This is a genomic window from Methylobacterium sp. WL12 (assembly GCF_008039475.1).
GTDB lineage: Bacteria > Pseudomonadota > Alphaproteobacteria > Rhizobiales > Beijerinckiaceae > Methylobacterium > Methylobacterium cerastii.
On record NZ_VRUW01000001.1, the window covers coordinates 131,016 to 157,001 of the forward strand.

Below are 25,986 nucleotides of genomic sequence, written 5' to 3' on the forward strand. Positions count from 1 at the left end.
TCAGAGGTGGAAGAGACTGATGATCCCTGCGACGATCGCGTAAGCGAAGCCGGCGTTGAGCAGCACGCCGAGGCTTCCGATCCCCAGCCCGACCAGCACCAGGATGCCGTCGCGCTCGACCAGCCCGAGGCCGACGAGGCAGACCGCGAGGCCGAGGGGAATCTGGCCGATCACCGGCGCCGCGACGATCAGGGCGAGCGACAGTGTCAGCAGCGCGATGCCCATGCCGCGCATGCCGAGCGCCGTCTCGAACACGCTGAGCCGCGGCCGCGACCACCGCTCCAGCCGCCGCAACACCGGCACGGCGCGCTTGACCGCGCGCTCCACGTCCTTTCGGGCGACCGAGCGCCCGAGCAGCGCCTTCGGCAGCCAAGGCGAGGATTTGCCGATCGCGATCTGCACCGCGACGAGGAGCAGCAGCAGGCCGCAGACCAGCGGGATCGGCGGCGGCATCGGCAGGCAGTTCGGCAGGCCGAGCAGCACCACCAGCAGCGCGAAGGCACGATCCCGCAAGACCGCGACGATGTCGCCGACGGTCAGGCGGTCCCCCTCCTGGTTGGCGAGAACCGTGAGGACGTCGGACGTTCGGGCACCGGAATACAAAACGTGGCCGCAGGTTGCTGTCCCGGCGCGGGCTCTAGCCGAGTTCCGCACCGCCGCCAAGCGCCGCTTCCCCGCGGCCGTGCGAGCGCGTCGGACGTCGATCGTTGATAGGCTGGCAAACCCACCTCAAAGAACATTTTCTTTCAAGTTGCTCGGCTTACGCATTTGCCGACTTGAAGTAAATTCGACGCCCATGAGGTTGATAAATCCACAACAGATCATCCCCGAAATGATGCCCGCAACGGAATCGAGAAGACGGCGGGTCACGCGACAATCATCATCGTCGCGTCGAAAGACTGAGATCTTGTTCCTGAATGAGGGGCGCGGCGTTGAGATGCCCGGCTGCATCGACGGGACGGCGGTGGATCGCTACGCGCGTGGCGGGCCTCGTGCTCGCAGTCACAGCGCCGGGATGTTCCACGGCGTGCGCGGGCGAGGTCGACACCCTCCTGTTCGGCAGCCTCGATGCGGGCGCAGCGAACTTCCTATCGGTCGGCGCCAAGGTCGCGCTCGACAGGCTCGATCGCCCGGGCTTCGCCGTGCTGGCGAGCGTCGGCGGGGGACGGCGCAACGAGACGCCCTGCGTCTGCGCATCGACGTCCGGGCCCGTGCGCCTGTCGCGCTACACCGCGCTCGGTGCGACGCTGGTCGGCTATCAATGGTTCTCCGAATGGGGCGTGGTTGCCCTCTACGCCGGCCCCGAAGGCGCCATCGAGGCCCTGATCGACGGCCGTAGCGAGGCGACGCTGCCGGTACAGTGGGGCCTGCGCCTGCACGGCGAGGTCTGGGCGCGCCCGACCGACGAGACCCTGGTCCAGGCCACCTTGGTGCTCGGCTCGGCCCGCGATTCGGCCTGGTCCCGGATCGGCCTCGGCTATCGCGCCTGGGGCGCCTACCTCGGTCCGGAGGCCAGCCTCTACGCCGACCGGTCCGGCTATACGAAGTGGAACGTCGGGCTCCACGCCACCGACTTCGCAATCAGCGCCTACAATTTTCGCGTCTCGGGCGGCGTCCAGATCGAGAGCAACGCACGGCGGCCGAGCCCCTACGTGGCTTTGTCGGTTTGGAGCCCGCTCCGATAGGCCGATATCAGAAGATGCGGAGCTGATCCTTCGAGCGCCTACCGGCCTCATCGGGAATCGCACGTGACGCGGACGGCGCGTCCGCGCTCAAGCCGTCGAGGAACGAGGCCGCATCGGATGCGATCTCGGCCTTGCGCGCCGGCGTCATCTTGGCGAGCGAGCGGTAGGGCATGGCGAGGCGCGGATTGCCCTCGAGCCGGTCGGCGTTGGCCATCAGGAAGTTCCAGTACAGGTAGTTGAACGGGCAGGCGTCCGGTCCGGCCTTCTTCGCCACGTCGTAGCGGCAGGCGCCGCAGTAATCCGACATCCGGTTGATGTAGGCGCCCGACGCCGCGTAGGGCTTCGAGCCCATCACGCCGCCATCCGCCCACAGCACCATGCCGTGGACGTTGGGAAGCTCGACCCACTCGTAGGCGTCGGCGAAGACGACGAGGTACCATTCCTCGACCTGGGCCGGCGCCAGGCCGGCAAGCAGAGCGAAGTTGCCGGTCACCATCAGGCGCTGGATGTGGTGGGCGTAGGCGTGCGCCCGGGTCTCGGACACGACCTGCGCCAGGCAGTTCATCTCGGTCTCGCCCGACCAGTAGAACCACGGCAGGTCGCGTGTCGCATCGAGCGCGTTGGTCTCGGCGTAGGCCGGCATCCGCGCCCAGTAGAGGCCGCGCACGTATTCGCGCCAGCCGAGGATCTGACGGATGAAGCCCTCCGCGCAATGGAGGGGCGCGGCGCCCTCGCGGTAGGCGCGCTCGGCGGCGCGGCACACCTCCTCCGCGGTGAGCAGGCCGGCATTGAGCGGTGGCGAGATCAGCGCGTGGTAGAGGAACGGCGCACCGGCCTTCATCGCATCCTGGTAGTCGCCGAAAGTCGGCAGCCCGTCGGCGATGAAGTGCTTCAGGGCGTCGAGGGCTTCGCCGCGGGTCACCGGCCATCCGAAGCCGTCGAGGTCGCCGAAATGCCCTGCGAAGTGGCGCTCTACGAGGGCGAAGACCTCGCGCGTCGTCGCGTCCGGCGCGAAGCGCAGGCGGTTCGGCACCGCGTGGTTCTTCGGTAGCTTCTTGCGGTTGTCGGCGTCGAAGTTCCACTGGCCGCCGACCGGCTCCTTGCCGTCCATCAGCAGCCCGGTGCGGCGGCGCATGCCGCGGTAGAACGTCTCCATGCGCAGCGCCCGCCGGTCGCCGGCCCAGTCGGCGAACTCGCGCCGCGGGCACAGGAAGCGGTTGTCGTCGCGGATCTCCACCGGCACGGCGAGGTCGTCGCGCCAGTCCTGCATCATCGCCCAGACGCGCCACTCGCCGGGCTCCGTCACCACGACCCGCGTGGGGGCGTGCCGGGCCGCCGCGCGTTCGAGTTCGCCGGTGAAGCTGCCCGTGTTGCCGGGATCGTCGAGGCGGACGTAGTCGACGGCAATGCCCTCGGCCTCGAGCTCGACCGCGAAGTGGCGCATCGCCGAGAACAGGAACGCGATCTTCTGCTTGTGGTGGCGGACGTAGGTCGCCTCCGCCATCACCTCGACGATCAGCACCACGTCCCCGTCGTCGAGGTCGACGAGGCTCGACACGCGGCGGTTGAGCTGGTCGCCGAGGACGAAGCGCAGGGTCTTGGCGCGAGGGGACTTTCGCGGGGCCGACTTTTGTGGAGCCAAGCGCCTCAGCCCTTGGTCCGCAACATCGAGCGGCCGCCGTCGGCGCCGATGATCTGCCCGGTGATCCAGCCGGCCTCGGCCGACACGAGGAAGGCGGCGAGCCCCGCGATGTCCTCCGGGGTGCCGAGGCGCTGGAGCGCATGCATCGCCGCGATACCCTGCGCCAGGGTGGCGTTGCCGGTGATCGCGGCCGCGAGCGGCGTCCGGGTCAGCGAGGGCGCCACCACGTTGATGCGCACGTGCGGCGCGAGCTCGGCGGCCAGCGACAGGGCGAGGCCCTCGACCGCGCCCTTCGCCATCGCGACGGAGGCATGCGCCGGAAAGCCCTGCGCCACCGCTACGGTGGAGAACAGCACGACGCCCGCGCCCGCCTCGCCGGCGCCGGCCTTGAGCGCGCCGGCCGCGGCCTGGATCGCTGAGAAGGCGCCGAGGGCATTGATGCGGAAATCCGCCTCGGCATCCGCCCGCGTCAGGCGAGCGAGCGGGCGCAGGTTGATCGTGCCGACCGCGTAGACGAGCCCGGCGAGGGCGTCGCCGGCCTCCGCCGTCGCCTGCGCGAAGAAGTCCGGGTCGGTCACGTCGCCGGCCGTCACGGTGGTCTCGCCGAGCTCCGCCGCGGCGGCGTCCAACCGGCTGCGGTCGCGCGCGGCGAGGTGCAGGCAGAAGCCGCGGTGCCGGAGGGCGTCCGCCGTCGCCCGGCCGATGCCGCCGGTGCCGCCGTAGATCAGAACCCGTCGCATGCTCGCTCCCCCGTCCATGGCACAGAACGTCCATTGGCCCAGAACGTCCCTTGGCGCCGAACGCCCCTTGTCGGTGGAGACGGTTCGGCAAGATGAAGTTAAGGCATCGTGGTGGAGGGGGGAGTCGGCGGCGGTCGGCGCGGCCGTTCCACAAGGTCGCATCCCGTTGGGACAGCCGGAGAATCCAGGCCCATGAAGTTCGCCTTCGCCGGCATCGATTTCCTCGGCGGCGTGTTCGAGGGCCTGATCGAGGCCGGCTGGACACCGATCAAGCTGTTCACCCGCCCCTGCGACGGCCTCTACGATCACAACGACGTGGTGGTGGCGCGCGCCCGCCAGCTGCGGGTGCCGATCCAGCTCTCGCGCCTGCGCGCGTCGGATCTCGATGCGCTGAACGCCGCCCACGGGCGCGACTGGGCGCTCGTCGTCGCCGGCTATCCCTGGCTGATCACCGGGTGGCGCACCCGCGCCGCCTTCGGGCTGAACATTCACCCCTCGCCGCTGCCGACGGGGCGCGGCCCCTACCCGCTGTTCCGGGCGGTGGAGGAGGGCTTCGAGACCTGGGGCGTGACCGCCCATGTGCTCGCCGAGGACGGCTTCGACACCGGCGACATCCTCGCCCAGGACCTGTTCCCGCTCGACACGCTGGAGAACCACGAGACGCTGCTGGCCAAGTGCCAGATGGCGGCGCAGCGCCTCGCCATCGGGCCGCTCGGGCGCGAGTTGCCGGCGCGGTGGCGGCGGCCCGAGCCGCAGGGCGACGGCTCGTACTGGGCACGCGCCAGCGACGTCGACCGCACCCTCGACTTCCGCGCCGACGTCGCCGCGATCCTGCGCCGGGTGCGGGCCTTCGGCACGATCGAGACGCTGGCGCGCCTCGGCGACGCCCGCGTCTACGTCGCCGAGGCCGCGGGTTGGCGCGAGGCGCACAAGCATGCGCCCGGCACGGTCGTCCACCGCCACAGGCGCCACGTGGTGGTCGCGGCCCGCGACGGCTTCATCCAGATCACGCGCTGGTCGCCGGTGGGCGTCGCCGAGGCCGAACAGATCGGACGATGACGGGGATGGCGCGGCGCGGCGGAGACAATAGTGAGGCCGGCCAAAACGGCTCGGGCAAGAACGGCTCGGGCAAGATGGTCCGCAAGGGCGACCTGCCGACGAAGATCTGCGCGCAGTGCGGGCGCCCCTTCACCTGGCGCAAGAAGTGGGAGCGGGTGTGGGACGAGGTTCGCTACTGCTCGGATCGGTGTCGAAGCGAGGCGAAGAAGGCCTGAGCGCTCAAGGCGTCTTTAACCGCGACCGATGGCGATGCGCGCGAAGACCCTTTGCAGCGACAAGAATCTAGAGGCGTGCCAGCATGTCCGGCGTGTCGACGTCGAGGGCCGTTCCGGGCTCGCCCGGAACCTCAAGCACGTCGATGCGGCCCTTCAGCAACGGGCCGGCGCCGTGGTCGCCTGACAGGCCTGCGAGGGCGTCGGCGAGTACCCGCCGGTCGAGCAGGACCGGGTTGCCGCGGCGCCCTTCGACCACCGGCGCGATCGCGGCCGGCGCCGGTCGCGCCGCGCGGTAGGCGGCGACGAGGCGATCGATCTGCCCCGGCGTCACCCGGGGCATGTCGCCGAGCAGGATCACTGCGGCGTCGGTCCCGGGCGGCAACGCGGCGAGCCCGGCCCGCAACGAGGTCGAGAGGCCGTCGGCGAAGGCGGCGTTCTCCACGAACGCCACGTCGAGCCCGTTGAGCGCCGCCCGCACCGCCGCGGCATGGGCGCCGAGCACCACCACGACCGGGCGGGCCTTCGCCGCGAGCGCGGCGTCCGCGGCGTGGCGCACCAGCGGCTTGCCGTCGAGTTGAGCGAGCAGCTTGGGTTCGGCTCCGAACCGCGTCCCGCGCCCGGCGGCGAGCAGGACGGCGCCGACGGCAGCCTCAGGCATCGTCGGCCGCGCTCGGCTCGCCGGACCGGGGCTGGGGCCGCGACACGATCTCCATCAGGAGGCCGCCGACGCCCAGCGCGACGATGTCGGCGCGGGTGACGGGCAGGTCGGCGAGCAGGCGGTGCAGCACCCAGTCGAAGCCGTTCTCCTTGGGCGAGCGGGCGCAGCCGGGCGCACCAATCACCGGCACGTCCCGGCACGCGCCGAGCAGCAGCAGGTTCCCGGGATCGACCGGCATGCCGAAATGGACGACCGCGCCGCCGGTCGCCTCGATGCCGGCCGGGATGACATCGCGCCGGTCGGCGATGGCGGACGCGCCGAACACGATGACGAGGTCGGCGCCTTCCTGGTCGATCGCCGCGGACAGGGCGTCGGCGACCACGGTGGCGGAATGCGGCACTCGGATGTCGGCGACGATCTCCGCACCCGTAGGCGCGAGCCGCGCGGCGAGCGCGGACAGCGTGCCGTCGATCGTCGTCTCCTTGAGGCTCGGCAGCCGCGTCGAGACCACCCCGACCCGGCGCCGACGGTAGGGTGCGACCCGTAGCGCCCCGGGCGACGCGGCGGCGCAGGCGCGCGCCAAGGCGTCTCCCGCCACCGCGTAGGGGATGATCTTGATGGTCGCGACCATCTCGCCGGCGACGAGGGGCTTGAACGGCGGCAGCGTCGCGGCGGTGATCGCCTCGTCGACGCCGTTGACCGCGTCGATGCCCGCGCGATCGACCACCAGCACGCCGGCTTCGTTCGCGAACAGGTTGCAGCGCCCGGTGAACGGCGCCTCGCTGCGCAGGCCGGCGCCGGCGAGGTGCCGCGCCAGCGTTTCGGCGGCCGCGTCCTCGCCGACGTCGCCGGGTTCGAGGGCGACGGCGACGAGGTCGCGCACGCCCTCGGCTTCGAGCCCGGCCACGGTCTCGGCCAGGATCGTCCGGCCCTTGCGCAGGGTCGCGCCGCCGGCCTTGATGGTGTGGGCCGCGATCAGGCCGAGGGCCGCTTCGACCGGAACCGGCCCGAACTTCACGAGGCCGCCTCGCGCGGCGCCCGCCGCAGGGCGGCGACCACCTGGGCCAACACCGAAAGCGCGATCTCGGCCGGGCTCACGGCACCGATGGCAAGCCCGATCGGCGCGCGGATGCGCGCCATCTGCGCCTCGGAGAAGCCGGCCTCGATCAACCGCACCGCCCGCGCCGCGTGGGTTTTCCGCGAGCCCAGGGCCCCGATGTAGAAGCATTCGGCAGACAGCGCCGCCTTGAGCGCCGGATCGTCGATCTTCGGATCGTGGGTGAGCGCGGCGAGCGCGCAGTAGCGGTCGAGCGGCGGCACCGCGCCGCCGAACGCTGCCTCAGGCCAATCCGCGACCAGTTCGACCCCGGGAAAGCGCTCCGGGCTGGCGAATGCGGTGCGCGGGTCGATCACCGTCACCGCGAGGTCGAGGGCGGCGGCCATCGGCACAAGCGCCTGGGTGATGTGCACCGCGCCGACCACGACGAGGCGGACCGGCGGCACCTGCACCGTGAGGAACAGCGTGCGGCCGCCGGCCTCGATCAGGCCGCTGCGGCCGGCGGCGAGGTGACGGCCGAGGGGTTCGGCGAGGGCGTCGCCGGCGATGTCGGCTTCCCGCACCAGGCGCTGCGTGCCGTCCGCGATATCGGTGACGAGGATCGCGGCGCGGCGTCCGGCGCGCTCGGCGTTCAAGCCTTCCAGGATGTCGGCGCGCATGGTCAGTCGATCCGCTCGACGAAGATGCGGATACGACCGCCGCAGGAGAGCCCGACCCGCCACGCGGTCTCGTCGGCGACGCCGAACTCGATCACCCGCGGCTTGCCGTCGGCGATCGCGTCGGCGGCTTCGGTGATCACCGCGCCCTCGACGCAGCCGCCGGAGACCGAGCCGAGGAAGTTGCCGTCTTCGTCGACGACGAGGTGGCTGCCGACCGGGCGCGGAGCCGAGCCCCAGGTCTCGATCACGGTGGCGAGCGCCACCGCGCGGCCGTCGCGGCGCCAGGCCGCGGCGGTGTTGAGGATGTCGGATTCGGTCGAGATCATCGGCGTGCCTCGGCAAGGCCGCGCGTCGGCCCGTGGGTGCGAGAGCCCGATCCGCGGGCCGCACGGTTCAGGTATGGCATCGCGGGCCGGGCGCAAGGCGCCGGCGACGGCGCCGTCGCGCGGAGTGAGGGACGGCGCGAGCCTCAGCGCCCGCTGCGCCGGGTCGCCACGGTGGCCAGCGCCGCGAGGTCCTTGTCGCCGTCGCCATGCGCGATCGCGTCGATCAGGCTGTCGCGCAGCACCCCGGCGAACGGCATCGGCACGTTCGCCGCCTCCGCCGCGCGGAGGACGAGGCCGATATCCTTGGCGCCGAGCCTGAGCCCGAAGCCCGGCGGCTCGTAGCGGCTCGCCGAGATGGAGGCGCCGTAGCCCTTGTAGACCGGCGAGGCGAACAGCGTGCCGGTGAGCATCGTCAGCAGGTCGGCGGCCGGCACGCCGTGCCCCTCGGCGAAGGCGGCGGCCTCGCCCATCGCCTCGATGGCGGAGACCAGCATGAAGTTGCCGGCGAGCTTCACGGCGTTGGCCTGATGCGGCTCGGTGCCGAAACGCCACGTCTTCGTGCCCATCGCGTCGAGGAGCGGACCCGCGCGCTCGATCGCCGCGGCATCGCCTGCTGCGACGATGTTGAGCGCGCCGGCCGCGGCCGCGTCGGGCCGCCCGAACACCGGGGCGCCGACATAGGCGATGCCGGCCCGCGCGTGGATGGCCGCGAGTTCCTGCGCCAGGGCGACCGAGATCGTGCTCATCGACAGGTGCAGCCCCGGCCGGCCGGCGCCGTCGAGCAAGCCGCCCTCGACGATCACGGAGCGCAGGGCGGCGTCGTCCGAGAGCATGGTGATGGCGGCGTCGCCCGCGAACGCTTCGGCCGCGGTTCCTACCGGCGTGGCGCCCACGATCTCCTGCGCGACGCCCGGCGAGCGGTTCCAGACCCGGACCGTGTGCCCGGCCTCGATGAGCTTGGCCGCCATGGCGCGCCCCATGCGCCCGAGCCCGATGAAACCGACGTCCATGCTGTGCTGCCTTTCGATGCCTCTCGGCCTCAACGCCGCTCGCGCGCCTGCGATGCAGGCCGCGTCGCTCATTCCGCTGCGGCGGCGATCCGGGTCTCGATGCGCTCGGGCGCGACGGCGGCTGCCAGCGGCAGCTCGATCGCGGCGGCGAGGCCGCCTTCGGGGCGGTTCGTCAGGGTCAGCCAGCCGTCGTGCGATTCGACGATGGCGAGCACGATCGACAGGCCGAGGCCGAAGCCGCTGGCGTCGTTGAGGTTGCGCGCCCGGTCGCCGCGCACGAACGGCTGCAGCATGGCGTCGCGCTCGGAATCCGGGATGCCGGGGCCGGTGTCGCCGACGACGATGCGGACGCCGCGCGGCGTCTGCTCCATGGCGAGGCGGGCGCCGCCGCCGTACTTCACCGCATTGTCCACGAGGTTCGTGATCGCGCGCTCGAGCTCGTCCGGCCGGCCGCGCACCAGCACGTGCCGGCTCTGCGTCACCGCGACGTCGGCGCCGACGTCGAGGAAGCCGTCGCAGACGGTCTGCACCACCGAGGCGAGGTCGATGAGCGTCCGCGCGCCCGCCGCGCCGCCCTGCCCGTCGCGGACGAAGGAAAGGGCCGCCTCGACCAGCGCGTTCATCTGGTCGAGGTCGCGCAGCGTCATGGTGCGGGCGTGATCGTCGTCGATGAATTCCGCGCGCAGGCGCAGCCGCGTGATCGGGGTGCGCAGGTCGTGGCTGATCGCGGCCAGCATCTGCGTGCGGTCGTCGATCAGGCGCCGCACCCGGTTGCGCATCCGGTCGAGGGCGCGCGAGACGGCGATGACCTCCTGCGGGCCGGCTTCAGGCAGGGCCGCGTGGTCGTCGCCGGTGCCGAAGGCTTCGGCCGCGCCCGCGAGCCGCGCCAGCGGCGCCGTCAGCGCCCGCGTCGCCCAGACCGAGAGCAGGGCCAGGGTGAGGGCGAGGAAGATCACGGTGAAGATAATCGCGCCCTCGTGCGGCGGGCGCAGCGGGTCGTCCGGCAGGCTCGCCTGCAGCCGCGCGCCGTTCGGCGTCGCGATACCGAGCCGGAGGTAGCCCGCCTTGCGGATCTCGGGCGTGCCGATGTCGACCACGGTGAGCGCCCGGCCGAACCCGTTCCGCAGGCGGCGGACGACCGGACGGTCGGAGCCGTCGTCCGTCGGCGCGGCCTCACTCCAGGGGGCGATCTGGAGGTTCGGCACGCTGCGGGCCGCGTTCGCGAGGAGAGTCGCACGGTCCTGGGGCGCCGCCGAGTCGAGCAGGCGCGCGACGATCGCGAGGCGGCCGGCCGCGACGCCGGGGTGGTCGTCCGGCCGCCACGGCTCGCGCAGAAGCACGAAGGCCGTGGTCGCGACCGCGTGGGCGACGACGATCGCCGCGACGACGAGGAGCGCGATCTGCCCGGCGACGCTGCGCGGCCGCAACCGCGCCCTGATGCCACCGAAGCTCATGTGAACCTCATGACCGGGTCACGTCCGGCGTGAACAGGTAGCCGCCGGAGCGGATCGTGCGGATGATCTCGGGATTGCGCGAATCCCGCTCGATCTTCTGGCGGATGCGGCTGACGAGCACGTCGATGCTGCGCTCGAACGGGCCGGCGCTGCGCCCCTGCGTCAGGTCGAGGAGCTGGTCGCGCGAAAGCACGCGGCCGGGGCGCAGGCACAGGGCGTGGAGCAGGTCGAACTCCGCGCCGGTGATCGAGATGCGCGCGCCCTCCGCGCTCAGCACCTGCCGCAGGGAGACGTCCAGCGTCCAGCCGACGAAGTGCATCCGGCGCACGCCCTCCTCCTCCGCCACCTCGTTGCCGGTGCGGCGCAGGACGGCACGGATGCGCGCGAGCAGCTCGCGCGGGTTGAAGGGTTTCGCGAGGTAGTCGTCGGCGCCGATCTCGAGGCCGACGATACGGTCGATCTCCTCGGCCTTGGCCGTGAGCATCAGGATCGGGATCGCGGAATTCTCTCTCAGGCGGCGGCACAGGCTGAGGCCGTCCTCGCCCGGCAGCATCAGGTCGAGGACGATGAGGTCGACCCGGCCGTCGACGAGCGCGCGGTCCATTTCGGCGCCGTCGCCGGCCAGCGTCACGCGGCAGGCGTTGCCGCGCAGGTAGCGCGCCACCAGGTTCGCGATCTCGCGGTCGTCCTCGACGATCAGGATGTGCGGGTTGGCGGGCGCGTTCATCGGCGGCGGTCGTCTTCGGTCACGTCCCGACGGGACTTCGCCACCCCTTATGGCCCGGGACGGGCGACAATCGAAGACGGGTCCCGGCAGCAAATTTGTAACGGCGTGTTTCCGCCGGTTCCCCTGGCGACGTGCATTTCGCGCGCGCAAGACGACGACGCAGCGACATCGCGCGAGAGCTTGCGCGCGCCGCCCTCAGTACCCGCGGGTTCTGTCGACGCCCGCCGGCACCTGCCCGGTGCTGCGGAAGGCCGCCACCGCGGCTGCGACCACCGCGGCCGCGGACGCCTCGTCCGTCGGCGCCGCGACGTGGGGCAGGACGGTCACGTCCGGACGGGTCCAGGCCGGGTGTTCCGGGGGCGGCGGCTCCTGCGTGAACACGTCGAGCACCGCATGCCCGACCTGCCCCGCGTCGAGGGCCTGCCACAGGTCGGCCTCGACGAGGTGCGCGCCGCGCCCGAAATTGATCACGCCGGCGTCCGGCGCCAGCCGCGCGAAGGCGTCGGCATCGAGGATGCCGCGCGTCTCGGTCGTGAGCGGCAGCAGGTTGACCAGGAACGCCGCGCCGTCCAGCGCCGCCGCGAGGCCGTCGCGGCCCGCATGCATGGCGACGCCCGGCATCGCGGCGCCCGACCGGCTCCAGCCGCGGACGGGGAAGCCGAGCCCGCGCAGCAGCGCCGCCGAGGCGCGACCCATCTCGCCCATGCCGAGGATCGCCACCGGGCGCTGCCCGGCGGCGCGGGCCGGATGCTGGCGCCATTCCCGCCGGCGCTGCTGCGCAGCGTAGACGGGAAGATCGCGGTGCAGGGCGAGCACGGCCGCCGCGACGGTTTCGGCCATCGCGCGGGCCAGGGTCGGATCGACGAGCCGGACGACCGGCACCGGCGGTAGCGTCGCGTCCTGCAACAGGCGCTCGACCCCGGCCCACAGGCTGTGGACCCAGGCTAGGGCCGGCAGGCCGGCGAGCGCCCCCGGCGGCGGGTTGGCGACGATCGCGATGGTGACCGCCGACCGGTCGAAGGCGTCGGCGGCGGTGACGAGGCGCTCGTCCGGCATCGCGCGGGCCAGCGCCTCGCGCCAGGCGGCTTCCTCGTCGGGCGGCTGGCTGGTGGCGAGCAGGATGGGAGCGGTCATGCGGAGCGCCTCGATCGGTCGGCAGGGTCGCCTTGCCTTCTACGGCAAGCGCGCGGGGCTGCCAGCGATGGGGCGCACGGCTTCTGCCCTTTCCATACCGGAGGATCGCGCCACATGTCCGGGAGACCCGAGAACCTTGCCAGCCGCGAGCGAAGAATGGCCAAGCCCGTCCATGCGATGATCCGCGTCCGCGATGAGACGCGCTCCGTCGCCTATTACGAGACGGCCTTCGGGCTCGGGGTGTCCGACCGCTTCGACTTCCCGGATTTCACGTTGGTCTACATGCGCGCGCCGGACTCGCCGTTCGAGATCGAGCTGACGGTGAACAAGGACCGGACCAAGGCCTACGACCTCGGCGACGGCTACGGCCACGTCGCCGTGGTGGTTGAAGACCTAGCAGCCGAGCATGCCCGCTTCACCCGCGAGGGGCTTCCGGCCACCGACGTGAAGACCCTCAAGCACGGCGACGCCGAACTCGGGACGTTCTTCTTCGCCACCGACCCCGACGGCTACAAGATCGAGGTGATCCAGCGCGGCGGCCGCTTCGCCTGACTGTTGTCCTGATCCTTCGCCCGAACCGATGAGACCTTTGACCCGCATGAACGGCCCGACCCGCATCGTCTGCCTCCGACATGGCGAATCGACTTTCAACGCCGCCCACCGCGCCACTGGCCGCGATCCCGACCACCGCGACGCCCGCCTCACCCCGCGCGGCCAGGGGCAGGCGCGCGCGGCGCGGGCGGCGTTGGCCGAGATCCCCTTCGACCTCGTGGTGGTGTCGCCCCTGACACGGGCGATCGAGACCACGGCGCTGGCCTTCGCCGACCATCCGGCCGAGCCGAAGATCCTGGTCGAGGTGCTGCACCGGGAGTGCCAGGAGAGCAGCTGCGACGTCGGCCGGGTCGCCTCGGAGATCGCGGCGGAATTCCCGCATCTCGATGTCGGGCACCTTCCCGAGGTGTGGTGGCACGCCGAGGAGGGCGTCGAGGACGGCCGGCATCCTGTCGAGCCGCGGCACCTGTTCGACCAGCGCGTCGCCGGCTTCCGCGAATGGCTGCGGGCGCGTCCGGAGGCGACCATCGCGGTGGTCGGCCACGGCACGTTCTTCTTCCACCTGACCGGGATCTGGCTCGACAACTGCGAGACCGTGGAGCTCGACCTGGACGCGGCCTCCGCAGCCGCCTGAGGCGCGGCGCCGCTCAGGCGTGGGCGACCGCCCGCGCGGCATCGAGGCGGCCCCGGGCGGCGATGAGGTCCACGTCCGGCGCCTGACGCCCGATCCCCAAGGCGTCGTCGAGGATGTCGACCGCCAGGCTCCAGGCGCCGGGCACGAACGCCGCCGCACCCTCGGCGATCTCGGCGGCGCAGCGCGGGTCGTCGGCGGCGCGGATCGCCGCGGTCGCCGTGCGCGAGACCGCCGCCGCCAGCGCCCCGGCGATCCAGGCCTGACGCCCCGAGGCGGCCTGCGCCCGCGCGCCGCCTTGCCATGCGGCCGAGCGCGCGGCGGCCAGCGCCTCGTCGATGTCGCCCGCGGCGGCGCAAAGGACGGCGAGGTCGACGAGCCCGGCCTTTTCCAGCAGCGGCGGCAGCAGGCGGCGGATGCTCGCCAGCGCCAGGAACACCGTTCGCTCGATCTCGACCGCGGGCAGGTCGGCCGATCCCGACAGGCGCAGGACGAAGGCCATCAGCCGGTGGCGCTCGGCGTCCGGCATCGCGTCGTTGAGGCCGAGCGCATAGGCCGCGAGCGGGCGCGAAAAGCAGGGCGGGCAGTCGTCGCTGGACCGGATCGCGCGATAGGGCAGGCCAGCGGCGACGAGGGCGGCCTCGTTGATGCAGGTGCCGCCGTCGGGCCCCGGAAACGGGTGCGAGCCGGAGAGCAGCCGCCAGTTCAGGATGTGGTCGAACCCTGCCATGCGAAACCTTCGAGCTGCCGGGAATCGTGTCCGGGAGCGAGCGTGGCACGCTGGCGTTGGGTTGGCGAGGGGGCGATCAGCCGCCGACGTCGAGCGCGACGCCCGACAGCATCGCCAGCCCGAGCACCAGCACGAAGGCGCCGGCCAGAAGCTCGAGGGCGCCGAGCGCCAGGATGCCGGCCCGTCCGCGGCCGCCGGCCAGGCGCAGGGCGGCGCCCTTGGCGAAGACGGCGAGGCTCGCGAGCGCACCGGTGGTGAGCGCGGTGCCGAGCGCCATGGCGAACACGGCGAGGATGCCGGCCGCCAGCATCCCCTGCGCGGCGGCGAAGACCAGGATCAGCACCGCCCCGGCGCAGGGGCGCGAGCCGGCGGCGACCACGATGGCAACGCGTTCCCGCCAGGTATCGAGGGATTCGAACGCCCGCGCGTCGGCGAGGCGGGCATGGCCGCAATTCGGGCCGCAGCCGCCCGGCGCGCCGAGGTCGGCGAGCCGCCCGGCCTTGCGCCAGGTCACCGCGAGGCCGATCGCCGCGACGAGGGCGAAGCTCGCGATCTCGATCGCGTTGCCGGCCTGCGTCATGCCGGCGGCGGTGGCGCCGAGGACGAGGCGGCCGGTGCCGACGATCGCGATCGCGACCAAAGCCTGCAGAACCGCGGCGGCGAAGCTGAGGCCGAAGCCGCGGCGCAGGGCTCGCTCGCCGGCGAACAGGTAGCCGGCGATGACGGCCTTGCCGTGCCCAGGGCCGGCGGCGTGGAAGACGCCGTAGGCGAAACCGAGGGTGACCAGCGGCGTCCAGTCGCCGCCGCCCTTGATCGCGGCGAGCGCGGCCTGGAGGCTCCGCGAAAAGCTCGATTGGATCGCCAGGAGCCAGCCGCCGAGCCCGGTCGCCGAGGGCGCGGCCTCGCGGAAGCCGATCCCGAACGGAGACCGCGGCGGTGGCGTCGCGAGGCCGGGCGCCACGAGCCAGACCAGAAGCGCGAGGACCAGGGCCGCGACGCCGATCGCGGCGGCGACCAGCGAAAGCCGCAGCGGCAGGCGCCGGGCCGGCGGGACAGCTAGCGCGGCGCCTACGGACACGCGACCAGCACCCGGTTCGCGAACTGCACGCCGTAGCCCGAGGCCGCCGTCAGCGCCTCGAAGAACGCCTCGCTCATGCCCGGCGATCCGGCCTCCGCCGTCTTCGGCTCGGGCGTCTTGGGCCGCGTCACCGTGGCGGCGCAGCCGGCGGGCGCGCCGACGAGCGTCGCCGCGTCGGGCGCCTCCGACAGGCCGAAGAAGACGAAGTAGGTCGGGTCGTAGACTTCGAGCGCCAGCACGCCGCGCCCCTGCGACGGCGGCGTCTTCAGCGGCAGGCGGAAGCTCAGGGTGAGGCTGTCGCCCTCCATCGCCATCCGCGGCTCGACCGGGTCGGCGAAGGCCTGTTCCTTGCCGCCGACCTTCAGCTTGGTGAAGTAGCCGAATTCGGCGAGGTTGCCGGTGTTCTCGGTGGCGAGGGTCTGCAGCTCGTCCGGCGTGAGCTTGCCGTCCTTGTTCGCGTCCAGCCCCTGCGTGACGAAGGCCGTGTAGGCGGCGTCGAACGTCCAGACGTTGCGCACGGCGACGACCTTGCCGTCGGCGTAGGCGATCTCGGCCTTTGCCGTCACCCAGACGTGCGGATGGGCCGCGGCGGGCAGGGTCGCGAGCGCCAGCAGCGCGGCGGCGAGGGCAGGACGAAGGATCGCGAGATTCGGCTTCATGCGGGTCGGACGCTCGCGGCGCTGAGGTGAAGGATCCGTTAAGCGCATGTCTTGTCGGCATCCGCTGGGGCGAAAGCGAGGCGAACCGCAACGGGGAAGTCCCGCGGGAGGCGACGCCGAATCCGATGTCGGCCGGGCGCCCGGCGGCATCGTCGTCATGGCCTTGGCGACGCGATCGTATTACCCGGGCGAACCAGATGTCGGCCGCCCGCGCCCGCCGGGTCCCGCGCCATTCGGCGCGACCGTCATCCAACCGTCACGACGGCGTCGCAGGCAGGCGCCGACCCACTACGCCAGAGGCACGCCATGGACTTCCACCGCCGATTCACCGTGCTGATGTGCGCGCCGGCCTTCGATCCGGACGACCTCGAAGGCGTCCGCGTCGCGCAGATCGTCACGGCGGTCGAGGGCCGCGGCTTCGAGGTGATCCGCGCGCGTCGCGTCGAGGACGCGGCGATCGCCGTCCAGACCGACGCCGCGATCGGCTGCATGGTCGTCGACTGGGGCAAGCGCGGCCTCGACGGCAAGGCGGCGTCGCTGATCGACATGATGCGCCGGCGCGGGCTGGAGATGCCGATCGTCATCCTCGTGCGCCGCAAGCGCCTGGAAGACATCCCGGTCGAGTTGCTCGACTTCATCGACGGCTACATCTTCCTCGCCGAGGAGACGCCCGAGTTCATCGCCCGCGGCCTCGTCTCCCGCGTGACGCAGTATGCCGAGACCCTGAAGACGCCGTTCTTCGGCGCGCTCGTCGACTACGCCGAGAAGGGCAACCAGCTCTGGACCTGCCCGGGCCACAACGGCGGCATCTTCTACAACCGCTCGCCGATCGGGCGGATCTTCGTCGAGCATCTCGGCGAGGCGATCTTCCGCGACGACTTGGACAACTCGGTCCTCGACCTCGGCGACCTGCTGACCCACGAGGGTCCGGCGTTGAGGGCGCAGAAGGAGGCCGCCCAGATCTTCGGGGCGGAGAAGACCTACTTCGTCCTCAACGGCACCTCGGCCTCGAACAAGGTGGTGCTGGGCTCGCTGGTGGCCGAGGGCGACCTCGTGCTGTTCGACCGCAACAACCACAAGGCGGCCCACCACGGCGCGCTGATGCTCGCCGGCGGCATCCCGATCTTCCTCGAGACCGACCGCAACGCCTACGGCCTGATCGGCCCGATCTACCACGAGGCCTTGGACGAGCAGGCCATTCGCGAAAAAATCCGCCGCAACCCGCTGGTGGAGGACAAGGAGGCCTGGCGCCGCGAGCGCCCGTTCCGCGTCGCGGTGATCGAGCAGTGCACCTACGACGGCACGATCCTCGACGCGCAGGGCGTCGTCGAGAAGATCGGCCACCTGTGCGACTACATCCTGTTCGACGAGGCCTGGGCCGGCTTCATGAAGTTCCATCCGCTCTTCGTGGGCCGGTTCGCCATGGGGCTGAAGGGGCTCGACGAGACCTCCCCCGGCATCATCGCCACGCAATCGACCCACAAGCAGCTCGCGAGCTTCAGCCAGGCCTCGCAGATCCACACCAAGGACGGTCATATCCGCGGCCAGACCCGACGCGTCGAGCATCGCCGCCTCAACGAGAGCTTCCTCGTCCACGCCTCGACCTCGCCGTTCTACCCGATCTTCGCCTCGCTCGACGTCGGCGCGCAGATGATGAAGGGCCGGTCCGGCATGATCCTGTGGGACGACACGATCCGCCTGGGGATCGAGTGGCGCAAGAAGGTCCGCGCCATCCGCCGCGAGTTCGAGGAGAAGGAGGGCGATCCGAGCCGGCGCTGGTTCTTCGACCCCTTCGTCCCCGACGTGACGCCCGGCCCCGACGGCGTCGACGTGCCGTGGGAGAGCCTGACGACGGACGTGCTCGCCTCGGACCCGAAGCACTGGGAGCTGCGTCCCGGCGCGCGCTGGCACGGCTTCACCCATGTCGGGCCCGAGACCTCGCCCGGCTACGCCATGACCGACCCGAACAAGCTCACGGTGCTGACGCCGGGCTTCGACCGGGCGACTGGGGAATACGCCGCCCACGGCGTGCCGGCGCCGATCGTCGCGCAGTACCTGCGTGAGAACCGGATCGTCGCCGAGAAGAACGACCTCAACTCGCTGCTCTTCCTGCTGACGCCCGGCGTCGAATCGTCCAAGGCCGGCACGCTGATCTCGGGGCTCGTCGCCTTCAAGCGCCTGCACGACGACAACGTGCTGCTGGAGGACGCGATGCCTGAGTTCGTGCGGCGGCGGCCGAACCGCTACCGCGGCATCCGCCTGCGCGACCTCTGCGCCGACTTCCACGCCTTCCACCGCGAGCACGGCACCTCGGCGCTGCAGCGCAAGCAGTTCCAGCCGCAGCACCTGCCCGAGATGGTGATGGCGCCCAAGGCCGCGGCCCAGATGTTGACGCGAAACAACGTCGACTTCGTGCCGATCGCGGAGGCCGAGGGCCGTGTGGCGACGACCTTGCTTCTGGTCTACCCGCCCGGGATCGGCACGGTGCTGCCCGGCGAGCGGATCGATGAGCGGGCCAAGCCGATGCTGGACTACTTCAAGATGTTCGAGCGCTCCGCCAACCTGTTCCCCGGCTTCGAGGCCGAGATCCAGGGCGTCTACCGGCAGGTCGAGCCGGACGGGCAGATCCGCTTCCACACCTACGTCATGCGCGAGGCGCGCTGATGGAGGACGCCGCGGCGCCGGGCGCCCTCGCGACGCCAGAGCCGGCCGCGCCCTGCGCCGACATCGTCATCCGCCCCTCATCGGACGGCGACCTCGCGGCGATGGTGGCAATCTACGAGCACCACATCCGCCGCGGCGTCGGCGACGTCGGCGACTTCGAGGAGGACCGGCTGCTGCCGGACGACCTGCGGCGGCGGCGCAAGACCATGCGCAAGAAGCGCCTGCCCCACCTCGTCGCCGACCGGAACGGGCAAGTCGCGGGCTACGCCTACGCGGTGCCGTTCCGCAAGCGGCCGGCCTACCGCTACACCCTGAAGCACTCGATCTACGTGCATCCCGAGCATCTGCATGCCGGCATCGGCCGGCGCCTGCTGCCGGCGCTGATCGAGGCCTGCGCCGCGGGCGGCTACCGGCAGATGATCGGCTACATCGATTCGGAGAACGCGGCGTCGCTGCGCCTGCACGAGGCTTGCGGATTCGTCCGCGTCGGCCACCTGCCGGCGGTCGGCTACAAGTACGGCCGCTGGAGCGACAGCGTCATGGTGCAATGCGCCCTCGGCTCCGGCTCCGACGACCAGCCCTCGACCTGGCAGAAGCCGGTGGAGGCGCTGGTGGCGGGGCACGACTGGACGGGGAAGTAGCCGCCCAGGGGTTGGTGCGCTGCGGCGAACTCCACGGCGGGCGGAACGTTGTTCCGGCATCGAGGCGCCGGCGTTGGTGATGGCGCCGCTCGACATTCACCGCCAAGGATTCGCATGTCCCGCTCCGACAGCCCCGTGCTGCAGCCCTTCACCCTCGGCGACCTCACGCTGAAGAACCGGGTCGTCATGGCGCCGCTGACGCGGAGCCGGTCCTCCGTCGCCGGGGTGCCGCCGGACTTCGCGGCCGACTATTACGGCCAGCGCGCCAACGCCGGGCTGATCATCTCGGAGGCGACGAACATCTCGCCGCAGGCCGTGGGCTACGCCTACACCCCGGGCATCTGGTCCGATGCGCAGGTCGAGGCCTGGCGCAGGATCGTCGCGACGGTGCATGCCAACGACGGCCGCATCTTCCTGCAGCTCTGGCATACCGGCCGGATCTCACACCCAGACCTTCAGCCGGACGGCGGCTTGCCGGTCTCGGCGTCCGCGATCAAGCCGAAGGGCACCGCCTTCACCGAGGATGGCATGAAGGCGCACGTGACGCCGCGCGCCCTCGAGACGGACGAGATCCCCGGGATCGTCGGGGATTATCGCCGCGCGGCGGAGAACGCCAAGCGCGCCGGCTTCGACGGCGTCGAGATCCACTCGGCGAACAACTACCTGCTGGAACAGTTCGTCCGCGATTCCACCAACACGCGCACCGACCAATACGGCGGCTCCATCGAGAACCGGTTGCGCTTCCCGCTGGCCGTGGTGAAGGCCGTCACCGAGGTCTGGGGTGGGGGAAACCGCGTCGGCATCCGCCTGTCGCCCGCGACCACCGAGCCCGGCAAGACGCCGTTGGACAGCGACCCGCATGCCACCTTCGGCGCCTATGTCGACGCGCTGTCCGATTTCGGCCTGCTCTACATCCACACGATCGAGGGCGTGACGCAGCAGACGCGCGACGTGCCGGACGGCGTCGACTTCCTCGACCTGCGCAAGCGCTTCTCGGGCGCCTATGTCGGCAACAACCAGTACACCCTGGATCTGGCCGAGAAGGAGCTGGCCGAAGGCCACGCCGACCTGTTCAGCTTCGGCCGGCCCTACATCGCCAACCCCGACCTCGTCGCGCGGCTGGCCTCGGGCGCGCCGCTCGCGGAGGCGCCCAAACCCTACTGGTACGGCGGCGGCGCCAACGGATACTCGGACTGGCCGGGCATGGACGGCCCGGTGCAGATCGAGCGCTGAGCCTCCAAGCCCGGTGCGTGGATGTCGCGCCGGGCTCGCCGAACCAAACGGTCAGTGCTGCAGGATCTTCGACAGGAACTGCTGCGCGCGCTCGCTGCGGGGCTGGCCGAAGAAGTCCTCCTTCCGGGCGTCCTCGACGATCTCGCCGCGATCCATGAAGATCACCCGGTCGGCGACCTTGCGGGCGAAGCCCATCTCGTGGGTCACGACCATCATCGTCATGCCCTCCTTGGCGAGTTCGACCATCACGTCGAGCACCTCGCCGACCATTTCCGGGTCGAGCGCCGAGGTCGGCTCGTCGAACAGCATCACCACCGGGTTCATGGCGAGCGCCCGGGCGATCGCCACGCGCTGCTGCTGGCCGCCGGAAAGCTGGCCGGGATACTTGTCGGCGTGGGCCGACAGCCCGACGCGGGCGAGCAGGTCCATGCCCTTCTTCTTCGCCTCCTCGGCCGGGCGCTTCAGCACCTTGCGCTGGGCGACCGTGAGATTCTCGGTGATCGAAAGGTGCGGGAACAGCTCGAAGTGCTGGAACACCATGCCGACCCGCGAGCGGAGCTTCGGCAGGTCAGTGGCCTTGTCGACGACCTTGGTGTCGTTGACCGTGATCTGGCCCTTCTGGATCGGCTCCAGGGCGTTGACGCACTTGATCAGGGTCGACTTGCCGGAGCCCGACGGTCCGCAGACAACGACGACCTCGCCCTTGGCGACCTGGGTGGTGCAGTTCGTCAGCACCTGGAAGTCGCCGTACCACTTGCTGACGTTGTCGATGGCGATCATCGGCGTGCCGGTGGCGATGCGCGGCGGCGGACTCGTCAGCGGTCCGGACTGCAGGCCGGAGTCGGATGGCGCGACCGAACCGGGGGCGACGGGCGTCGTGGCGGTCGGGGCCGGCATCGGCGTCGAGGTCATGGCGCGGTCCTTCAAACAGCGATCACTTGGAAACGGCGATCACGTGAAACGGCGATCAGCGGATGATGGCGACGCGGCGCTGGAGCCGGCGCACCAGGAACGAGGCCGAGAAGCAGACGGCGAAGTAGACGACCGCCGCGAACAGGTACATCTCGACGAGGCGCCCGTCGCGCTGGGCCACCTTCGAGGCTGCGCCGAGGAAGTCGGTCAGCGACAGCACGTAGACCAGCGAGGTGTCCTGGAAGAGCACGATCGTCTGCGTCAGCAGCAGCGGCAGCATGTTGCGGAAGGCCTGCGGCAGCACGACGGTGATCATCGTCTGGGCGTAGGTCATGCCGAGCGCGTAGGCCGCCCCGGTCTGCCCCTTGGGGATCGACTGGATGCCGGCGCGCATGATCTCGGAAAAGTAGGCCGCCTCGAACAGCGTGAAGGTGATCAGCGCCGACGAGAACGCGCCGACCTGGATCGGCCGCGAGGCGCCGGTGAGGTAGGCGCCGATATACGGCACCAGGAAGTAGAACCAGAAGATCACCAGCACGAGCGGCAGCGAGCGCATCAGCTCGACGTAGACCTTGGCCACGTGTTTGAGACCGGGCACGCCCGAAAGCCGCGCCATGGCGAGCAGGGTGCCGAGCACCACGCCCATGCCGGCGGCGAGCGCCGTCAGGGTCACGGTGAACACCATGCCCGTCCCGAAAAGGTAGGGCAGCGATCCGAAGACGACGCCGAAATCGAAGTTCGAGAACATCAGCGCTGCCCGGGAACCGCCACGCTGCGTTCCAGGAGGGACGCGAGCACGATGACGAAGAGGTTGATGAGGACGTAGAGGATCGTGGCGGCCGTGAAGGCCTCGAACACCTGGAACGAGAATTCCTGCATCGAGCGCGCCCGGGCGGTGAGCTCGAGCAGGCCGATCGTCAGCGCGACGGAGGTGTTCTTGAGGTTGTTCAAAAACTCCGAGGTCATCGGCGGCAGGATGACCCGGTAGGCGTTCGGCAGCAGCACGTAGCGATAGGTCTGGTAGACCGTGAAGCCCATCGCCGTGCCGGCGAGGCCCTGGCCCCGCGGCAGCGACTGGATGCCGGCGCGCACCTGCTCGGCGACGCGCGAGGCGGTGAAGAACCCGAGGCAGACGACGCCGGTGTAGAACGGCGCGTTCGGCAGCTGCTTGAGGGCGTTGCCCCAGGATTGCGGCAGCACCTCCGGCAGCACGAAGTACCAGAGGAACATCTGCACCAGCAGCGGGATGTTGCGGAACAGCTCGACATAGGCCGTGCCGACCGCGTTCGCGGCCTTCGACGGCAGCGTGCGCATCACGCCCACGAGCGATCCGAGGAAGAAGGCGATGACCCAGGATGAGAGCGCGGTCGCGATCGTCCAGACCAGGCCCGAGAGCAGCATGTCGGCATAGGTGCCGGTGCCTTCGGGGGATGGTTCGAAGAAGATGCCCCAGTTCCAGTTGTAGTTCATCGCCCGCGCTTCACCGTTTCTCGTTCGATCGATCCGCGTCGCGGATCCCGAAGGGCGCCCCCCGGGATCCGCTCGGCCCGGCTCAGTAGGCGGCCGGGTCGGCGCTGTCGCTCGGGCTCTTGAACTGCTTCACCATCGCGTCGCTCATCGGGAGCTTCAGGTTGATGTTGCGCGGCGGGATCGGCTTCTCGAACCACTTGGTGTAGAGCGCCTTGCCCTCGGGGCTCTCGTACAGCGCCTTGGTCGCAGCGTCGGCCACGGCCTTGAACGGCGCGTCGTCCTTGCGCAGCATGATGCCGTAGGGCTCGGGCTTCGACAGGGCTTCCGTCGAGATCTCGTAGGCGTCGGGGGTCTTCGAGCCGGCCATCAGCGAGGCGAGCAGCACGTCGTCCATCACGAAGGCCACGGCGCGGCCGGTCTCGACCATCAGGAACGCCTCGGCGTGGTCCTTGGCGGGCAAGATGGTCAGGCCCATGCTCTTGGCCGTGTTGGCCTCGTTGATCTGCTTGATGTTCGTCGTGCCCGAGGTCGAGACCACGGTCTTGCCCTTGAGGTCGTCGATCGTGTGCAGCTTGGCGTCCTTCTTCGAGACGTAGCGGGTCGCCGTCAGGAAGTGGGTGTTGGTGAACGAAGCCTGCTTCTGGCGGTCGGCGTTGTTCGTGGTCGAGCCGCACTCGAGGTCGATCGTGCCGTTGGCGATCAGCGGGATGCGGGTCGCGGAGGTGACCGGGTTGAGCTTCACCTCCATGCCCGGAAGCTTGAGCTCCTTCTTCACCGCCTCGGCGATCTTCAGGCAGATGTCCATCGCGTAGCCGACCGGCTTCTGGTCGCCGTCGAGGTAGGAGAACGGCACCGAGGAATCGCGGTAGCCGATGGTGAGGGCGTTGGTCTCCTTCACCTTCTTCAGCGTGCCGGTCAGTTCCTGGGCCTGGGCGCCGGCTGCGAACAGCGCCGCGCCGAGCGCGAGGCCAGCGACGATCCCGCGGCGGTCGAGGTTGGATTGCGTCAAGACGAAACTCCCGTGACGAGCCGCACGGACAGTGCGGCGTGTGGCGGACGCACAGAGGGCGGCCGGCGCTGGCCGGGCCTCTGCAATGATGGTGCCGGAACGAGGCTCGGCGAAGCGAGCTTGGCCGATGGGCTGGGGACAACTGCGCCGCGCATCGGAACCGAAGCAGTAAACGCACTCATGACCCGGAACCGGGCCGTCTCCGGCCGGGTGCGGTCTGCCCGCACGGATCGAGGCCGTGGCGCGTCGGCGTTCACAGGGTCCACCCGGTTGTCGATCCGAACGTCGGAGCCGGGCGTTTTCGCCCATGCGGGATGCAATGTGCACGATTCCCGGGCGGACGCACCGGGATTTCGCGGCTCGGCGGCGATTATGCCTGGAAAGCCGCCAATCTGTCTCGCGGAACGGAGACGAACGAGCCGCCCCGCAGGGCACGGGACGGCTCGGTCTTCGGAGCGACGAGCGCTACTTGGTGACTTCGTTGCCGGCGTAGTCGATGTTGCCGGCCGCGTTCTTCTTCCACTGGTACATCACGTAGTCGGGCTTCGTGATGTCGCCCTTCTTGTCGTAGGCGATCGGGCCGACGACGGTGTCGACCGGCTTGCCCATGTGCAGCCACTCCGCCAGCTTCTTGCCGTCGGTCGAGCCGGTCTCCTGCATCGCCTTGGCGAGCACCTGGACCGCGGCGTAGGAGTAGAGGGTGTAGCCCTCGGGATCGATGCCCTTGGCCTTGAAGCCGGCGAGCGCGTCCTTGGCGTTGGGGTTCTTGCGCGCGTCCGGCGGGAACGTGGTCAGGGTGCCTTCCGCCGCCGGGCCGGCGATCGCCACCAGCTCCTTGTCGACGAGGCCGTCGCCGCCCATCAGCGGCGCCTTCAAGCCCTGGTCGCTCATCTGGCGCAGGATCAAACCGGCTTCGGTATAGTAGCCGCCGAAATACACCACGTCGATCTTGTTGGATTTCAGCTTCGAGACGAGGGCCGAATAGTCCTTCTCGCCCGGGTTGATGCCCTCGTAGATCGCGTCCTTGCCGCCGTTGGCCTTCAGCGCCTTCAGTGTCTCGTCGGCCAGGCCCTTGCCGTAGGGGGTCTTGTCGTGGACGAAGGCGATCTTCTTGCCCTTGAAGTTCGTTGCGAGGTAGGCGCCCGCCACCGCGCCCTGCTGGTCGTCGCGGCCGCAGGTGCGGAACACGTTCCAGAGGCCGCGCTCGGTGAACTTCACCGCCGTCGAGGCCGGGGTCACCTGGATGATGCCGGCGTCCTGGTAGACGTCGGAGGCCGGGATCGACACGCCGGAATTGTAGTCGCCGACGACCATCTTCACGCCGTCCGAGGCGAACTTGTTGGCGACCGAGACGCCCTGCTTGGGGTCGGACGCGTCGTCGCCGACGAGGACAGAGAAGGTGGTGCCCTTCACCGCGCCGGACTTGTTCAGGTCCTCGACCGCCTGGGTCGCGCCGTTCTTGAGCTGCGTCCCGATCGCCGCGCTGTTGCCGGTGATCGGCGCGGCGATGCCGAGCTTGATCTCTGCGCCTTGCGCCGCCGCGAGCATGGCACCGAGACCGAGGCCGGCCAGAAGTATCGCTCTCATCGCAAATCCCCTTGGTTGTGATCTGAATTCGGACCGCGGGCCAAGGGCAAGAATCGTGCGCTCGGCACGCGCCTCGCCGCGGTCGCGATCAAGGTTCGCCGGCCGCCGGCGCACGGCTCCGCCAGGTCAGGGGCGAGGTCCGCTCGTAGAGCCAGCGATACTGGGTCGTCATCTGCCGCGTCCGGGTCCAGCGGTAGCCCGCCAGCCCGACGATCATGACGACGACGGCGTCGACCGCATAGTAGTGCAGTGACAGAAGCGTCCCACCGAATAGCGCGAAGTGGATGAAGCGCACCGCCGCCGCCACCGCGAGGAGCGCCGGCACGATCTGCCAGAGCGGCCGCCACGCCTTGGCGAGGCCCCGGGCGGCCATCCACCCGGCCCAGCCGCCCATCGCCACGGTGACGAGGAGGAACAGCGCGATCGATTCTTCCTCGTAGATCACACCCTGCAT

28 protein-coding genes are annotated in these 25,986 nt (G+C 70.7%); 8 read left to right on the plus strand and 20 right to left on the minus strand.

Annotated elements, in window-relative coordinates:
* Positions 1 to 603, minus strand: coding sequence for an exopolysaccharide biosynthesis protein (locus FV226_RS00610; protein WP_147752932.1), 603 nt, complete (start codon positions 601 to 603; stop codon positions 1 to 3).
* 377 nt (positions 604 to 980) lie between these two features.
* On the opposite strand from FV226_RS00610, the gene bcsS reads away from it, so the two are divergent.
* A complete protein-coding gene (gene bcsS, locus FV226_RS00615) occupies positions 981 to 1,685 on the plus strand; it encodes a cellulose biosynthesis protein BcsS (protein WP_238270770.1) in 705 nt (234 codons plus the stop codon).
* Between the two features lie 7 nt (positions 1,686 to 1,692).
* Here the strand turns inward: bcsS and FV226_RS00620 are convergent, their stop codons facing one another.
* On the minus strand, positions 1,693 to 3,327 hold the full coding sequence (locus tag FV226_RS00620; protein ID WP_147761390.1) for a cryptochrome/photolyase family protein: 1,635 nt from the start codon (positions 3,325 to 3,327) through the stop codon (positions 1,693 to 1,695).
* 5 nt (positions 3,328 to 3,332) lie between these two features.
* Positions 3,333 to 4,067 (minus strand): SDR family oxidoreductase, encoded by a 735-nt coding sequence (locus FV226_RS00625; RefSeq protein WP_147761391.1) that lies wholly within the window; start codon positions 4,065 to 4,067, stop codon positions 3,333 to 3,335.
* A 192-nt stretch (positions 4,068 to 4,259) separates the two neighbouring features.
* Between FV226_RS00625 and FV226_RS00630 the strand changes: the two genes are divergently transcribed.
* Complete coding sequence (locus FV226_RS00630) at positions 4,260 to 5,126, plus strand: formyltransferase family protein (protein ID WP_147761392.1); 867 nt, start codon at positions 4,260 to 4,262, stop codon at positions 5,124 to 5,126.
* 74 nt (positions 5,127 to 5,200) lie between these two features.
* The gene (locus FV226_RS00635) at positions 5,201 to 5,341 is read left to right on the plus strand and encodes a DUF2256 domain-containing protein (RefSeq protein WP_147761458.1); all 141 of its coding nucleotides are present in this window, start codon (positions 5,201 to 5,203) and stop codon (positions 5,339 to 5,341) included.
* Positions 5,342 to 5,408: 67 nt separating this feature from the next.
* Here the strand turns inward: FV226_RS00635 and FV226_RS00640 are convergent, their stop codons facing one another.
* From FV226_RS00640 to FV226_RS00675, 8 genes are all read right to left on the minus strand, one after another.
* Entirely contained in the window at positions 5,409 to 5,999 is a 591-nt protein-coding gene (locus tag FV226_RS00640) for a nucleotidyltransferase family protein (RefSeq protein ID WP_147761393.1), read from the minus strand.
* Positions 5,992 to 7,017, minus strand: coding sequence for a molybdopterin-binding protein (locus FV226_RS00645; RefSeq protein ID WP_147761394.1), 1,026 nt, complete (start codon positions 7,015 to 7,017; stop codon positions 5,992 to 5,994). The genes FV226_RS00640 and FV226_RS00645 overlap by 8 nt, the downstream gene beginning before the upstream one ends.
* Positions 7,014 to 7,715, minus strand: a complete 702-nt coding sequence (locus tag FV226_RS00650) for an XdhC family protein (protein WP_147761395.1) — start codon at positions 7,713 to 7,715, stop codon at positions 7,014 to 7,016. Before FV226_RS00650 ends, FV226_RS00645 begins: the two co-directional genes overlap by 4 nt.
* A gap of 2 nt (positions 7,716 to 7,717) precedes the next feature.
* On the minus strand, positions 7,718 to 8,041 hold the full coding sequence (locus FV226_RS00655) for an XdhC family protein (protein WP_147761396.1): 324 nt from the start codon (positions 8,039 to 8,041) through the stop codon (positions 7,718 to 7,720).
* Positions 8,042 to 8,184: 143 nt separating this feature from the next.
* Positions 8,185 to 9,051 carry an NAD(P)-dependent oxidoreductase gene (locus FV226_RS00660; RefSeq protein WP_147761397.1) on the minus strand — a complete coding sequence of 289 codons (867 nt, stop codon included), beginning with the start codon at positions 9,049 to 9,051 and terminating at the stop codon, positions 8,185 to 8,187.
* 68 nt (positions 9,052 to 9,119) lie between these two features.
* Positions 9,120 to 10,505 carry an ATP-binding protein gene (locus FV226_RS00665; RefSeq protein ID WP_147761398.1) on the minus strand — a complete coding sequence of 462 codons (1,386 nt, stop codon included), beginning with the start codon at positions 10,503 to 10,505 and terminating at the stop codon, positions 9,120 to 9,122.
* Positions 10,506 to 10,512: 7 nt separating this feature from the next.
* Entirely contained in the window at positions 10,513 to 11,232 is a 720-nt protein-coding gene (locus FV226_RS00670; RefSeq protein WP_147761399.1) for a response regulator, read from the minus strand.
* A 195-nt stretch (positions 11,233 to 11,427) separates the two neighbouring features.
* On the minus strand, positions 11,428 to 12,366 hold the full coding sequence (locus tag FV226_RS00675; protein WP_147761400.1) for a glyoxylate/hydroxypyruvate reductase A: 939 nt from the start codon (positions 12,364 to 12,366) through the stop codon (positions 11,428 to 11,430).
* 156 nt (positions 12,367 to 12,522) lie between these two features.
* Here FV226_RS00675 and FV226_RS00680 point away from each other — a divergent pair, with 156 nt between their 5' ends.
* Positions 12,523 to 12,918 carry a VOC family protein gene (locus FV226_RS00680; RefSeq protein ID WP_147752930.1) on the plus strand — a complete coding sequence of 132 codons (396 nt, stop codon included), beginning with the start codon at positions 12,523 to 12,525 and terminating at the stop codon, positions 12,916 to 12,918.
* A 46-nt stretch (positions 12,919 to 12,964) separates the two neighbouring features.
* The gene (locus FV226_RS00685) at positions 12,965 to 13,552 is read left to right on the plus strand and encodes a histidine phosphatase family protein (RefSeq protein WP_147761401.1); all 588 of its coding nucleotides are present in this window, start codon (positions 12,965 to 12,967) and stop codon (positions 13,550 to 13,552) included.
* Between the two features lie 13 nt (positions 13,553 to 13,565).
* Here the strand turns inward: FV226_RS00685 and FV226_RS00690 are convergent, their stop codons facing one another.
* The 3 genes from FV226_RS00690 to FV226_RS00700 form a co-directional block, all read right to left on the minus strand.
* Positions 13,566 to 14,279, minus strand: coding sequence for a hypothetical protein (locus FV226_RS00690; RefSeq protein WP_147761402.1), 714 nt, complete (start codon positions 14,277 to 14,279; stop codon positions 13,566 to 13,568).
* Positions 14,280 to 14,355: 76 nt separating this feature from the next.
* Positions 14,356 to 15,357 carry a nickel transporter gene (locus tag FV226_RS00695; protein ID WP_147761403.1) on the minus strand — a complete coding sequence of 334 codons (1,002 nt, stop codon included), beginning with the start codon at positions 15,355 to 15,357 and terminating at the stop codon, positions 14,356 to 14,358.
* Entirely contained in the window at positions 15,348 to 16,016 is a 669-nt protein-coding gene (locus tag FV226_RS00700; RefSeq protein ID WP_147752792.1) for a DUF1007 family protein, read from the minus strand. Before FV226_RS00700 ends, FV226_RS00695 begins: the two co-directional genes overlap by 10 nt.
* 306 nt (positions 16,017 to 16,322) lie before the next feature.
* Here FV226_RS00700 and FV226_RS00705 point away from each other — a divergent pair, with 306 nt between their 5' ends.
* From FV226_RS00705 to FV226_RS00715, 3 genes are all read left to right on the plus strand, one after another.
* Entirely contained in the window at positions 16,323 to 18,680 is a 2,358-nt protein-coding gene (locus FV226_RS00705; RefSeq protein WP_147752791.1) for an Orn/Lys/Arg decarboxylase N-terminal domain-containing protein, read from the plus strand.
* A complete protein-coding gene (locus FV226_RS00710) occupies positions 18,680 to 19,321 on the plus strand; it encodes a GNAT family N-acetyltransferase (RefSeq protein ID WP_147752790.1) in 642 nt (213 codons plus the stop codon). The genes FV226_RS00705 and FV226_RS00710 overlap by 1 nt, the downstream gene beginning before the upstream one ends.
* A gap of 114 nt (positions 19,322 to 19,435) precedes the next feature.
* A complete protein-coding gene (locus FV226_RS00715; protein WP_147761404.1) occupies positions 19,436 to 20,554 on the plus strand; it encodes an alkene reductase in 1,119 nt (372 codons plus the stop codon).
* Positions 20,555 to 20,605: 51 nt separating this feature from the next.
* On the opposite strand, the gene FV226_RS00720 is transcribed toward FV226_RS00715, so the two are convergent.
* From FV226_RS00720 to FV226_RS00745, 6 genes are all read right to left on the minus strand, one after another.
* Positions 20,606 to 21,334, minus strand: a complete 729-nt coding sequence (locus tag FV226_RS00720; RefSeq protein ID WP_147752796.1) for an amino acid ABC transporter ATP-binding protein — start codon at positions 21,332 to 21,334, stop codon at positions 20,606 to 20,608.
* 187 nt (positions 21,335 to 21,521) lie between these two features.
* A complete protein-coding gene (locus FV226_RS00725) occupies positions 21,522 to 22,214 on the minus strand; it encodes an ABC transporter permease subunit (protein WP_147752788.1) in 693 nt (230 codons plus the stop codon).
* Positions 22,214 to 22,936, minus strand: coding sequence for an amino acid ABC transporter permease (locus FV226_RS00730; RefSeq protein ID WP_147752787.1), 723 nt, complete (start codon positions 22,934 to 22,936; stop codon positions 22,214 to 22,216). The genes FV226_RS00725 and FV226_RS00730 overlap by 1 nt, the downstream gene beginning before the upstream one ends.
* Before the next feature lie 82 nt (positions 22,937 to 23,018).
* Complete coding sequence (locus FV226_RS00735) at positions 23,019 to 23,915, minus strand: amino acid ABC transporter substrate-binding protein (protein ID WP_147752795.1); 897 nt, start codon at positions 23,913 to 23,915, stop codon at positions 23,019 to 23,021.
* 495 nt (positions 23,916 to 24,410) lie between these two features.
* The gene (locus FV226_RS00740; protein ID WP_147752786.1) at positions 24,411 to 25,532 is read right to left on the minus strand and encodes a branched-chain amino acid ABC transporter substrate-binding protein; all 1,122 of its coding nucleotides are present in this window, start codon (positions 25,530 to 25,532) and stop codon (positions 24,411 to 24,413) included.
* An 88-nt stretch (positions 25,533 to 25,620) separates the two neighbouring features.
* The gene (locus FV226_RS00745; RefSeq protein WP_147752785.1) at positions 25,621 to 25,986 is read right to left on the minus strand and encodes a DUF6867 family protein; all 366 of its coding nucleotides are present in this window, start codon (positions 25,984 to 25,986) and stop codon (positions 25,621 to 25,623) included.

What these genes read in the sequence shown, in the direction of transcription:
- FV226_RS00715 (WP_147761404.1), top strand. Translation starts at nt 19,436, where the DNA reads ATGTCCCGCTCCGACAGCCCCGTGCTGCAGCCCTTCACCCTCGGCGAC.
- FV226_RS00685 (WP_147761401.1), top strand. Translation starts at nt 12,965, where the DNA reads ATGAACGGCCCGACCCGCATCGTCTGCCTCCGACATGGCGAATCGACT.
- FV226_RS00625 (WP_147761391.1), bottom strand. Translation starts at nt 4,067, where the DNA reads ATGCGACGGGTTCTGATCTACGGCGGCACCGGCGGCATCGGCCGGGCG.
- FV226_RS00710 (WP_147752790.1), top strand. Translation starts at nt 18,680, where the DNA reads ATGGAGGACGCCGCGGCGCCGGGCGCCCTCGCGACGCCAGAGCCGGCC.
- FV226_RS00690 (WP_147761402.1), bottom strand. Translation starts at nt 14,279, where the DNA reads ATGGCAGGGTTCGACCACATCCTGAACTGGCGGCTGCTCTCCGGCTCG.
- FV226_RS00705 (WP_147752791.1), top strand. Translation starts at nt 16,323, where the DNA reads ATGGACTTCCACCGCCGATTCACCGTGCTGATGTGCGCGCCGGCCTTC.
- FV226_RS00700 (WP_147752792.1), bottom strand. Translation starts at nt 16,016, where the DNA reads ATGAAGCCGAATCTCGCGATCCTTCGTCCTGCCCTCGCCGCCGCGCTG.
- FV226_RS00725 (WP_147752788.1), bottom strand. Translation starts at nt 22,214, where the DNA reads ATGTTCTCGAACTTCGATTTCGGCGTCGTCTTCGGATCGCTGCCCTAC.
- FV226_RS00745 (WP_147752785.1), bottom strand. Translation starts at nt 25,986, where the DNA reads ATGCAGGGTGTGATCTACGAGGAAGAATCGATCGCGCTGTTCCTCCTC.
- FV226_RS00740 (WP_147752786.1), bottom strand. Translation starts at nt 25,532, where the DNA reads ATGAGAGCGATACTTCTGGCCGGCCTCGGTCTCGGTGCCATGCTCGCG.
- FV226_RS00730 (WP_147752787.1), bottom strand. Translation starts at nt 22,936, where the DNA reads ATGAACTACAACTGGAACTGGGGCATCTTCTTCGAACCATCCCCCGAA.
- FV226_RS00655 (WP_147761396.1), bottom strand. Translation starts at nt 8,041, where the DNA reads ATGATCTCGACCGAATCCGACATCCTCAACACCGCCGCGGCCTGGCGC.
- FV226_RS00670 (WP_147761399.1), bottom strand. Translation starts at nt 11,232, where the DNA reads ATGAACGCGCCCGCCAACCCGCACATCCTGATCGTCGAGGACGACCGC.
- FV226_RS00675 (WP_147761400.1), bottom strand. Translation starts at nt 12,366, where the DNA reads ATGACCGCTCCCATCCTGCTCGCCACCAGCCAGCCGCCCGACGAGGAA.
- FV226_RS00720 (WP_147752796.1), bottom strand. Translation starts at nt 21,334, where the DNA reads ATGATCGCCATCGACAACGTCAGCAAGTGGTACGGCGACTTCCAGGTG.
- FV226_RS00680 (WP_147752930.1), top strand. Translation starts at nt 12,523, where the DNA reads ATGGCCAAGCCCGTCCATGCGATGATCCGCGTCCGCGATGAGACGCGC.
- FV226_RS00665 (WP_147761398.1), bottom strand. Translation starts at nt 10,505, where the DNA reads ATGAGCTTCGGTGGCATCAGGGCGCGGTTGCGGCCGCGCAGCGTCGCC.
- FV226_RS00650 (WP_147761395.1), bottom strand. Translation starts at nt 7,715, where the DNA reads ATGCGCGCCGACATCCTGGAAGGCTTGAACGCCGAGCGCGCCGGACGC.
- FV226_RS00635 (WP_147761458.1), top strand. Translation starts at nt 5,201, where the DNA reads ATGGTCCGCAAGGGCGACCTGCCGACGAAGATCTGCGCGCAGTGCGGG.
- FV226_RS00630 (WP_147761392.1), top strand. Translation starts at nt 4,260, where the DNA reads ATGAAGTTCGCCTTCGCCGGCATCGATTTCCTCGGCGGCGTGTTCGAG.
- FV226_RS00640 (WP_147761393.1), bottom strand. Translation starts at nt 5,999, where the DNA reads ATGCCTGAGGCTGCCGTCGGCGCCGTCCTGCTCGCCGCCGGGCGCGGG.
- FV226_RS00660 (WP_147761397.1), bottom strand. Translation starts at nt 9,051, where the DNA reads ATGGACGTCGGTTTCATCGGGCTCGGGCGCATGGGGCGCGCCATGGCG.